Source organism: Legionella sp. ST3F1, assembly GCF_048553315.1.
Lineage (GTDB): Bacteria > Pseudomonadota > Gammaproteobacteria > Legionellales > Legionellaceae > Tatlockia > Tatlockia donaldsonii.
Window position 1 is genome coordinate 138,661 of sequence record NZ_JBLZIO010000007.1, and the last position, 6,482, is coordinate 145,142.

Sequence of the window (6,482 nt, forward strand, 5' to 3'; positions counted from 1 at the left end):
GCAACATTTCTTTAAAAGAAAAGCGTATAACGTTGCGTATGGAAATATGTTTCCGCAACAGCTTTCTTTACGCAACACTATTAGCCTTATTCATAGGGATTGTTGCGTTGTTGCGGATAATTTCATAGCCAGCTAATCCACCTGCATTTGCAGGATAATTGCAGGGAAAAACAATAATGACAAAATTTACAAAAGGCCAATCAGGTAATCCCTCAGGAAAAAAACCAGGAACACTTAATAAGCGTACCCAATTATCCAAATTGTTAGAACTTCATGCAGAAAAATTGATCAATAAAGCAGTCGACCTTGCTTTAGAGGGTGATGTTAATGCTCTAAGATTATGTATAGAACGCCTTATTCCTAAAACTACCAGTCAGCCAATACAGTTTGAATTGAATACTATTGATTTAGAAAACATTAATAACCTTTCAATGCTCGGTAAGATAATAATATCCTCTGTAACATCTGGGTTTATTCTTCCGGAAGAGGGTCAAATATTAATGGATATAATAGATTCTCAACGTAAGCTAATAGAACATATAGATATGAGTCGTAAGCTAGATGAAATTAGTGAGCATCTTTCTATCAATGGTACTTATTATTCTTCTTCACAAGATATCTAAAGGTGCTCTAAATTTATATTTTTCGGTATAATCTGACAAATGGGAAGCTTAAATATATAAAGCAGAAACAAAAATTATACAGTGTGCTAACAACCTAAATATGACGCTGTATTTTTATCTCTGAATTACATATCCATATTGAGGACAAAATGAAGTCAGGCTATCTGTATGTGTTGACACACCCTTCCGATATTAATCTTTTCAAAATAGGACAAACCACTCGCGATCCCTTAAAACGATTGGCCGAGCACAACAGCAACTACAAAGAATATACGGGCAGGCTCGTTAAAGAAACCGGTCAAAAATGGGAAATAAAAACATACATTGAAGTACCTGATCCGTATTGGGCAGAATCCGTTTTTTGGGGATCGACGCCTTTGGCAGATATTCCCTTTCTAGGAGGAATTGAAGTTCATACAATGGAATGGGAGTATGTGCAGAGGGGATTGGACGCTGCAAAGAATGCGGGTTTAAGGCCATCACCAAAGGAATTACCCGACCATATTTATGCCTATACCGCATGGATGAGAAAACGACTTGAAGGACGCGATATTACCCTATTAGGCTATGTCCGAAGTAAGTTTGGTAAAGCTACCTTTCGATGCGGCAATGGCCATGAATAGAGGACTCGGCCTGATTATGTAGCCGAAGGTCAAGGCTGTACTCTTTGTGGGATCGGCGAAAAAGAACCACAAGAAATGAGACGTTTAATAAATTCAGCCTCTCTTGATTTGTTAACGCACCCTGATAAGCCAGGGTTTATTAAGATTATGCTTGTATATGACACATTAGATCAGTGCCTTGAAGAAAATGACAATGATGGCTGGGTGGTCCATCGCTCTCGGAATGTGGAGGAAGGCCCTGAGTTAGCTGAAGTATTAATATGGGAGTTGCTAGGCGTTCCCAAACCTAATAATGGTGAACAAATTGAAATAGATGAGCGTATAGCAGAGCAGGCTTTTCGCGATTTAATTTATCGAATTCGCCACGAAATTGCTTTAATAGAGAAGGAAAAGGAGAAAAGGTTTCAATTAATATGATTTAATCTTGTTCCAATGCACATGGCTAAGCCAAGGCAATTTTAATTACATGTTATTTAAAAGAGTCTGGCATTCAAGTTAGACTCTTTAAAGTGAGCATTTCACTGCGTCATCAATTACCTGAATCCTTTCCCATGCGCCAGACCACAAATCCCCAAATAAATCCAGCAATAGAAAGGCCAAAATGTACATCCGTATACTCTTTTTCCCTCCAAGGAAAAAAAGCATATATAACTAAAATACCAAAAACCAACATTAATAACTTTCCCATAGAAACTTTATTTTGCTTTTCTTCTTTGCGCTCCCTCTCATAGTTTTCGAGTCGCTTTTTATAGTAATCGGAATCATTCATTTTGTAATCTCATTTAAAATTAGAGGAGCCCATAAGAACATTTCTTTTTATTCACTTCATAAAGATACTCATAGTCCGTGGTACGATAAGTATCTCATTCGTATCATACGAGAATGAGTAAAAAATGTCCAGCGCTTATTAAGTTAGGTCAACGAATCCGAGAACTTCGAATAGAAAAAGGCTTCTCCCAGGAGACTTTTGCTTACGAAATAAATCTCGATCGAACTTATATGGGAGGTATTGAGCGTGGCGAAAGAAACATTGCTGCTATTAATCTCATTCGTATAGCTAAAGGCCTGAAGGTAGAGGTAGGTGAACTTTTCCCGCCTATTAAAAATTTGAATGTGGATTAAGAAATAGGTGTATCTTTATGACTTGGGGGAGCGTTAATTGTGGAGTATGCAAAAAGAACAATACGGTTCAAAAAATAATCTCTCATAATAATTTAAAATGCATTTGCAAATCTTGTAGACACACGTATGAAATTTCCCTAATTAAAATTATTAAGAAAATTATATATCTAGATCAAAATATATTTTCTAACGCATATGCAATTAGTAAAGGTAAAGAAAGCAAATTCAAATTGCTAATTGATAAACTGGAAAACCTTACGAATAAACAGCTAATAATCTGTCCTTTTTCGGATGTTCACGACCTCGAATCTCATCAACAAACTGATGATGGAAAAGCTCTCTTTTCTATGATTAAAACCATGAGTAGAGGGAAGCGATTTTATTTAAGAAATAAAATTAAGGAACAACAGATTATCAATGCATATATAGCTTTCTTAAATAATGACTCTGATAAATATAAATTAAAGTTAAGTGATGCAATAGAGCCGGGTATCCATGACTGGGATCCGTCTTTTAGAATACAATCTAATTTTAGCCTCAGTCAGTTTATATCTCCTGCAATTATTGAGAAAGAAAAAAAGCTTTTTACAGAAGATTTTATAGAAGCTTTACCTAAATTTCATAAAATGGCTAGTAACGTTCAAGCTAATTTTATTAGTGAAATAACTGGCCATGCCAGGTTTTTAATCGAAGACTATATGCAAGCAATTAAAAGCAATGATATAGAAATAATACTGAACAGCGAAGAAGTTAAAATCATAAATACCTTGATGAGAATTGATACCGATAATCAGAATGTTGGCTCTAAATTTAATCAAGTTATTTCATTTCTAAAATCAAGCTATTTTGCAAATATCCCCTATGTACATATTTCATCGGGTATTTGGGCAGTAAAAAGAAAAGAGATATCAGATGGGCGATGCCCAACTAATTTGGACAAGCACAGAAAACAAATCCGTGGGTTCCTTTATGATATAGAACATGCAGCAATTTTTGCTCCTTATTGTGATGCAATGATAACTGAAATAAAAATGGCTCAGTATCTAAAGGGTTGGCATAAGCAATCTCAATCGCTATACCCATTTAATGTATATTCTATCCAGGATGAAGCAAATCTATATAATTACCTAGACTATGTTGAAAATACTATCACAGAGGAAATGGAAGAAGAGTTAAAAATAGTCTACGGCGAAGTAAATTAACTTACAAAGATAAGGACCAAATTTGTGTCTAACTTTCTGGTTCATTATTTATGGCATACTGGATTCACTGCTATATCTATATCGCAAATTGTAGAGTCGTACTATTATTTATATGAATTAGGCAGTTACTACTATACTCCTATTAAAACCTAAACTATTAGGCATATTTACCTACAATCAGAAAAAATTTTTCTCAAAATAAGCCACATATTCTTTAGGATAGGAAATTGAATATGACATTGGACGTTAATCTATATATTGAACAGGCGAGTATTTATTTATCTAATATCTTAAATATTAATCTTCTTCTTTTTACAGCCAGCGCGTTATTATTCACACTGGGGTATCAAAAGAAGCTTAACTTATGTTGGTGGTTAGTAAATGCTGGGGAAATCGCTCTAGGTGTTTGGGCTATAACAATAATTATAAGAGCCCATCGCGGTTTATTAAGATATATCGCTATGCGGCATACAAACATCAATGTTGATTTGATGAGTCCTCTGGATTATCTAACGTTGGTTTATTGGATAGATATATTATGGCTATTTTCTCTTCTTATAAGAGCTTATCTACTAAAAAATAGGAGTAAAAAATGAAAATGCTATCTCTCTCTTCTTTTATTTTGCTTTTATTTACCACCATAGCTCACTCAAACCAATGTCCTTCTTATTCATTTTCAAACAGTGAATCCGACGCCACTGCTTTTGCTAGCCCTGGATTGATCCCTTTGAATATTAACATTCATTTTCATGGGAAAAAAATAACAGCATATATATTTGGAAATGGTTTTTCTCTCCAGCGACTAACTTTGAAATTTAGCCGCGATGAATATTTCTTAGACCAGCCCACAGAGATCTTTTTTGAATTTTGTAAAGGTCAACAACAAATAGCGATTTTCAAAGAATTGATTGATAAAAAATCAGCTATTGAATGCGGTACAAGCAATAAAATTATTTGTATTAATAACAACACTCCAATGGAACCGGTTGAAATCGCTCCAAACGAGCCTCTTCCTACTGAGAAAGAAGACAATAAAAAAATTATTGATAATCATTAATTTTTGATTTATCAATTTTTTCATAAAACAAGTATTCTGAAATCCAATTTAAAAAAAATGACTTCTTTTGTAATGTACCCGAAAATCTGCCACAAGTGAAAATGTGGCATTGCTTTCTTGTTCTTGTTAAAGCAACAATAAATTTACATATTTCCGCTTCCGTAGCATTATTTGTTTTAGGAAGAACTCCTTCTTGTAATCCTGTAATAAATACATAATCTGCGGCTAATCCTTTAGAACCTTCAAAAGTTGCTAGTTTAATTTGAGAATATTCATCATCTTCAAATAACTTATTTTGGTCTTGAGTATCCCAAAGCATCTCTATTTGAGATATCTCATGTAATTTTAAAAACTCCTGCACAGCCTTTTGATGGTATTCCTTTTGGTCTAATAAGATCAGTACGTTTGTAACAGTTTTTTCTAATTCAGACGGAATAATCTCTAAAAAATTATCTGACATTGATTGTTTAATTAAGGCATTAAACTCACTTGATGATAATTTTTCTTCTGCAATGAGTCTCCATCCCAGATTCGAATTTCTATCCGCTTTTATTAATTTCAAAGCAACTATAAGCTTTTTAGCCTGTTTACTTTTTCTGTAAGAAATATTTTCTTCTTCTACCTCTTCTACGAGAAGTGGATAAACTTGATCGAGATAATGCCTTGGTCCAATAATTAAAATTAAAGTTTTTTTTTGCCTCCTTGCATTTTCTTTTTCACTAGACTCTATTCTATTTTTATAGAAATGAGAAATAAATTTTCCCATATAATTTGTTGTTTGTTGGCGTCCCTGCACTGTAAAATGCTTATGCATTATCTTTTTGTATGCAATACTATCCTCCTTCTTCTCTGGTAAATAGCATCTATATTCCTTAGCTATCCTTTCTTTTACATTTGCTTTTTCTACAATCGTATTAACAGCATCAACAATTACTTGGGTACATCTGCAACAAAAAGGCAACGTAAAATTAATATATTTACCACTACGATATTTTTCTCTTAAATACTGAGGATTAGCTCCTCTAAAGCTATATATAGACTGATCATCATCCCCTACAATTACCAATTTATTTCTTGCTTCTAGTACATTCACTAATTCCACTTCAAGCTTGTTAAAATCTTGGAACTCATCAATTAATACCAAATCATAAACTCTAATTTTATCTAATTCCTTGGCGAAATACTGCCAAACCAAGTATGTCATTCCATCAAAACATATAGCATTATAATAATCTGAGCGGTTGAAATAAGCTTTAACATCCTCATGATTAGAGTCTTTAGCAGTTTGTACGCCGTTCATTAAATTAATCCCTAAACCCAAGATTTTTTCATCCTTTTTTAAAACATCAGGAAATTGGGGATAAACTGTTTTAGCTCCTTGAAGGTCAGTTTTATAAATATCTAAAATCAATTTATGTAAGGTCCAACAACTTGCATGCTCACCTAGATCCGCATCCAATGCATTAATTAACTCATTAGTTAGAGTTAAAACAAGGTAATTCTTATTTGTGTCCGCTTCCAAGAGTTTCAACATAGTGAAACTTTTACCCGTCCCCGCTCCAGCAACTATTACTTTATACGAAGCCGTCGATTGAGTAATTTTTTCAGTATATCCATTGCGCTCGTCTTGCATGAAAGGCCACTTATAGTTTCCGGTATTAATTTATCGGCCTAAAATTTAAAAAATTTAGTTTAATATTTCTTATCTTTTCGTAATCGTTCTAATCAGCTATCATATACAGTGTTGGGTATGATTTTGGGTAATTTTCGAGTCTTTCTGATCTCCTCCCTAAAAATAGATCCACTGTAAATTAGAGAATCTGGCAAAATATCAATTAATAAAAACGGGGTATTT

General features: G+C 33.7%; 9 protein-coding genes. 7 read left to right on the forward strand and 2 right to left on the reverse strand.

Annotated features, from left to right (window positions below; genetic code table 11):
* The first annotated feature begins 176 nt into the window (after nt 1-176).
* The 3 genes from ACN4Z1_RS07070 (at nt 177) to ACN4Z1_RS07080 (ending at nt 1,663) form a co-directional block, all read left to right on the forward strand.
* A complete protein-coding gene (locus tag ACN4Z1_RS07070; RefSeq protein ID WP_419388184.1) occupies nt 177-623 on the forward strand; it encodes a DUF5681 domain-containing protein in 447 nt (148 codons plus the stop codon).
* A 149-nt stretch (nt 624-772) separates the two neighbouring features.
* A complete protein-coding gene (locus ACN4Z1_RS07075; protein WP_419413431.1) occupies nt 773-1,246 on the forward strand; it encodes a GIY-YIG nuclease family protein in 474 nt (157 codons plus the stop codon).
* Between the two features lie 75 nt (nt 1,247-1,321).
* Nucleotides 1,322-1,663, forward strand: a complete 342-nt coding sequence (locus tag ACN4Z1_RS07080; RefSeq protein WP_419413430.1) for a hypothetical protein — start codon at nt 1,322-1,324, stop codon at nt 1,661-1,663.
* A 112-nt stretch (nt 1,664-1,775) separates the two neighbouring features.
* On the opposite strand, the gene ACN4Z1_RS07085 is transcribed toward ACN4Z1_RS07080, so the two are convergent.
* Entirely contained in the window at nt 1,776-2,015 is a 240-nt protein-coding gene (locus tag ACN4Z1_RS07085) for a hypothetical protein (protein ID WP_419388182.1), read from the reverse strand.
* Nucleotides 2,016-2,128: 113 nt separating this feature from the next.
* Here ACN4Z1_RS07085 and ACN4Z1_RS07090 point away from each other — a divergent pair, with 113 nt between their 5' ends.
* From ACN4Z1_RS07090 to ACN4Z1_RS07105, 4 genes are all read left to right on the forward strand, one after another.
* Nucleotides 2,129-2,368: a helix-turn-helix domain-containing protein gene (locus tag ACN4Z1_RS07090; protein ID WP_058444321.1), complete on the forward strand. Its 240-nt coding sequence runs from the start codon at nt 2,129-2,131 to the stop codon at nt 2,366-2,368.
* A 17-nt stretch (nt 2,369-2,385) separates the two neighbouring features.
* Nucleotides 2,386-3,570, forward strand: a complete 1,185-nt coding sequence (locus ACN4Z1_RS07095; protein WP_419388181.1) for a hypothetical protein — start codon at nt 2,386-2,388, stop codon at nt 3,568-3,570.
* Nucleotides 3,571-3,803: 233 nt separating this feature from the next.
* Nucleotides 3,804-4,166, forward strand: a complete 363-nt coding sequence (locus tag ACN4Z1_RS07100; protein WP_419388180.1) for a hypothetical protein — start codon at nt 3,804-3,806, stop codon at nt 4,164-4,166.
* Entirely contained in the window at nt 4,163-4,627 is a 465-nt protein-coding gene (locus ACN4Z1_RS07105; protein WP_419388179.1) for a hypothetical protein, read from the forward strand. Before ACN4Z1_RS07100 ends, ACN4Z1_RS07105 begins: the two co-directional genes overlap by 4 nt.
* On the opposite strand, the gene ACN4Z1_RS07110 is transcribed toward ACN4Z1_RS07105, so the two are convergent.
* Nucleotides 4,611-6,260 carry a UvrD-helicase domain-containing protein gene (locus ACN4Z1_RS07110; protein ID WP_419388178.1) on the reverse strand — a complete coding sequence of 550 codons (1,650 nt, stop codon included), beginning with the start codon at nt 6,258-6,260 and terminating at the stop codon, nt 4,611-4,613. The genes ACN4Z1_RS07105 and ACN4Z1_RS07110 overlap by 17 nt on opposite strands.
* Nucleotides 6,261-6,482 lie beyond the last annotated feature (222 nt).